This is a genomic window from Nonomuraea sp. NPDC003754 (assembly GCF_053605785.1).
Map to the genome: position 1 here is coordinate 1 of NZ_JBSGJX010000107.1, position 3,976 is coordinate 3,976.

The 3,976-nt window shown below is 62.5% G+C and carries 2 protein-coding genes and 2 pseudogenes; 2 read left to right on the forward strand and 2 right to left on the reverse strand.

Features of this window, described 5'->3' with window-relative positions; translation table 11 throughout:
• Positions 1 to 345: 345 nt before the first annotated feature.
• Entirely contained in the window at positions 346 to 1,182 is an 837-nt protein-coding gene (locus ACWEVS_RS46030) for a hypothetical protein (RefSeq protein ID WP_452557561.1), read from the forward strand.
• Positions 1,183 to 1,224: 42 nt separating this feature from the next.
• Here ACWEVS_RS46030 and ACWEVS_RS46035 read toward each other — a convergent pair whose 3' ends face one another.
• The gene (locus tag ACWEVS_RS46035; RefSeq protein WP_452557563.1) at positions 1,225 to 1,890 is read right to left on the reverse strand and encodes a GntR family transcriptional regulator; all 666 of its coding nucleotides are present in this window, start codon (positions 1,888 to 1,890) and stop codon (positions 1,225 to 1,227) included.
• Positions 1,891 to 2,004: 114 nt separating this feature from the next.
• A pseudogene (locus ACWEVS_RS46040) lies at positions 2,005 to 2,770 on the reverse strand (transposase family protein).
• Between the two features lie 916 nt (positions 2,771 to 3,686).
• Between ACWEVS_RS46040 and ACWEVS_RS46045 the strand changes: the two are divergent.
• Positions 3,687 to 3,976, forward strand: a pseudogene (locus ACWEVS_RS46045) (IS5/IS1182 family transposase); the annotation flags it as partial.

Below are 3,976 nucleotides of genomic sequence, written 5' to 3' on the forward strand. Positions count from 1 at the left end.
GGCCGGCCTGCCCCAGCTTGTCCGGGTCGTCAAGCGCGGCCTGAAGAAGATCCAGTACCGGCCACACCTGATCGACGGTTGCCTCGCCGGGACCGATCTGACCTTGACCGCCACCAACACCAACCCACACGACATCACGAATTAAGGATCAGTGATCGCCAGCCGCAGCTCCGGCCTGGGCAAACATCGCTACGTCGTCGAGCAAACCGTCGCCCTCCTGCACGCCTCCACCGTCTGCGTACCCGCTGGGAAATTCGCGCCGACATCCACGAAGCCTTTCTCAAACTGGCCTGCGGTGTGCACGAAGGCATGGCAAGGCCGGACGTCGTGCGGGAGACTTCTTGCATGGCCAAGCTCACCATGACGGCACAACGATGGGACGAACTCACTGCGCTGCTAGAAGATGAGCAGCGACTTCAAGCCGAGTATCCCAAGGTGGCTGAATACCTGGACATGGCGGCAAAGCTCGCCGGAACCGGCAACGTTGAAACCGACACGGCGTTTGACTTGCGGTTCGTTCACTTCATGACCGGCGGAAGCGCTGTGAGCGGCAACCCTTACTGGGACATCGTTGAGCCCTTGGTATCGGAGCACGAAGGCCGTCGCGTAGTGAACGGCGGTCGAGCGGAAGGTAGCGCACGACTCGCCTACGCACAGATGCTCTTGCAGGCGACATATGCCTATGCGATTCCTTCTCCGCCGACCATCGATTGGGTGTCGGTTTTCTGTGCTGGTCTCCCAATCGTGGAGCTAGGGGCAGGTCGGGGATACTGGGCCGCCCAGTTGTCACGTTCGGGGATGGCTGTCGAGACGTACGACGTGGAACCGCCGGACAAGACCAAGAACGTCTCATTCCCCGGAGCTGTCGGGCAGGCAGACGTGTGGTATCCCGTCGGTGATCTGAACGCATTCATGTCCCGCGCCTCAACAGGGGATTATGTATTGTTCCTCTGCTGGCCGCCCGGCTGGGGAGACAAGATGTCGTTTGAGGCGCTGACGACCTTCGAGGAAGCAGCCGGCGAACGGCTTATCTACATCGGAGAGCCAAAGGGTGGCAAGACCGGCAACGATGCCTTCTTTGATGCCCTGGAAGCTCGATGGAAGCTGGATTCCGTAGATCCATACTTCGTGTCGTGGTGGGCTGAGGCTGACGTTGCGCAGGGATGGGTTCGTCGGGTGTGACGATGCCGCACAGGTCGGCATCCTCTCTTTCCTTCGTGGCCGCTATTTGAGGGCCATGCGGAACACGAACGCGTCGTAGCGATCCCGTGGATACGACACGTCAGAGATCATGACAATCCGGTCGTCATCGGCAATGAATCGCTGTTTGACCGTCTTGACTAGGTCGCCGGGCGTTGTGCGCAGCCACTCGGCATGCGTTGGCGTCGGCATCTGATCGGCAAGCGTTTCCTCCACAAACGCCGCATCCGAGATGTCGGTCACGTCCAGAGGGTGGTATGTGTCCGAGATTGAGATCGGCCGCCCTCCCTCGGTGGTCCGCGTGATGACGTGGATGATCAGCTCACCTTCTGCCAGACCGAGAGCCTCGGCAAACTCGCTGGTGGCTGCGATCTGTTCAGTCTCCCGCTCCACCTGAACCTCTCGAATGGATTCGTTCTGGAACGAGCGCTCGGCCGATTCCATCTGGCGTTCAGGAGAAACGCGAATCAGGTTGAGGCGGTCGGCGACGAAGATGCCGCGCCGCCGAACTGATCGAACAAGCCCCTGGCTCTGGAGCAGTTGGAGAGCTTTCCGAACCACGATGTCCGACACGCCGTTCTGCTGGGCGATCTCGGAGTAACTCGGTAGCTGGACGCCGGGCGGAAGCTCCCCGCCCCGGATACGTCGGGTGTACTCGCCTGCGATGCGGACATAGGCCGGTTCTGCCATTTGCCGATCATTCCCCTCGGGTCGTTCACGATTGGCAAATCCCAACGTATACGCATCATCGTATACCGAATCCTTACGTATGTGAAGATACGTATACGCTGCAGTGAACCCATTTCAGCGGCTCTCGCGCAGCTGTAGTACGAGGATCGCCTTGACCAACTGACCTGCGCGAAGTGGGCAGCAGCGGAGCTTGCGGAAGATACGCCAGGTCTTCAGTTGCGCATTGGCGCGCTCGCCGGGACCGCGGAGCCTGGCGTGGGCGGAGTTCGCGCTCTTCCGCGAGACGGGCTTGTTCTTCCCCTTGTATGGCACGCGCACATGTTCACCTGCGCCGACGTAGCCCTTGTCGGCGAGCGTGACCAGCCCTGCGGCGGCCAGACGGCGCAGGATGCCCCAGATGCGGACGGCCTTCAGATCGGGCACCGACCCGGGCAGCGAACCCGAGGTCCACAGCGGCGTGCCGTCGGGCGCAGCCAGGACCTGGATGTTCATACCGTGCCTTCTTGTGCTTACCGGAGTAGTACGGCCGGTCGGCGGCCACTCGGTCGATGGGGATGAGCGTGCCGTCCAGCACGACGAAGGCGTAGCCGGCCCGCTTGGCGGCGCGTAAGGCCTGATCGAGGCCGGGTGAGCGACGGGCGAGCAGGGCGATGGCCTCGTTCACGTAGCGCCAGGCGGTCGTGGCGCCGATGTCGAATCCCGCGGCGTTTTCGGCGAAGGTCTCGCCCTTGCGCAGGTAGACCAGCACCAGTAGGGCCTGCTGACCGGGGTTGAGGCGCCGCTTGGTGGAACTGATCGACAGGCGGTGACGCCGCAGCACTCCGGCCAGGTAGCTCAAAGTCTGGGATGACAACGACAGCGCGGCACGGTAGAACAGCACTCAGACCCCTGGTGGTGATGGTTGCTCTTGGTCGACAACCCTTCTACCAGGGGCTTCCTACTTCCTGATCAAGAGTGGCCATCCCTCGATCCAGCTGTGACCTGCGCCGTCACGGTGAAATGGACTCAGTAGGTGGCCAGGAGCGACTTTTTGGTCTACTTCGCCGCGAGCAAGGACGCATGGATCACTGCGGTCTCACTCGGCTTTCGACGGCGCGAGCCGCCATGTCCGTCGCAAGGTGTCGGTGGTGCTACCCGCAAATGGCAGGACCGCTGGGTCGACTAGCAGCGCCGGCAGGCCCGCCGAACTGCTCACCCCGAAGGTCAAGAAGCTCCGGGGATGAGGCTGACAGGGGCGTCAACACCAAGGCCAACTATCGCGTGAGTGAGGCTGTCGCTTCCTCATCCATGGCTCGGGACCTGCGTGCCGAACATATCGATCTCTGGCTCGATGAGCTTGCCGAGAGCCTCGCCACCAAGGCCATCGTTCTGGTCCACGGGTTGCCGGCTCGTGCGATCCGTGTGGCCGAGAAGCGCGAGCTCGTCGGCCGTAACCTCTCGGCGCTGTGCGAGACGCCCTCGGGTCAGGGGGACGGCCGAGCAGGTCCCTGGCGCTGGAGCAGGCCGTGGCGGTCCCGAGAGCGTAGAAGGGGCGAGAAGTTCGGCGCGTACGTCATCACGTCCCTCCTGGCCGGCATCCGGCCAGAGGAGGCCCGCTTAACGACTCAGAAGTGTCAGGCTCAATGATCGACATTGAGGTGATCTCAGCGAAATAGTTCGGACGATTGGGATTTCTTGGACTGCGCTGGTGGCGTTACGGGCCTTTCGGGAGGCTTCGCCGAAGCCCGGAAACAGACGTGGAGCCCCCGGTAGAAGAGCTCTCACCACAAGAAACCTGATCAGCCGGAAGGCTCCACGTGATTGCTCATCGTGCCACGCTCGACGTCTCCCGCGCGCTGGTTCACCACCTCGCCCGGCTCCTGCAAGAAGAACGCCGTCTGCGCGGCACCCCGCAACACAGCCGGGCCTTGACCCCGTTCCGGCAAGCGGTCATGGTGCTGCGCTGGTTTCGCGGCGAGAACGACATCCCCAAACTCGGTCGCGATCAGCGGGTCTCCCGGGCCACCGCCTACCGCTACATCCACGAAGGAATCGACGTTCTGGCAGCTCAGGCGCCGGATCTACACGAAGCTCTCGACCGCGCACA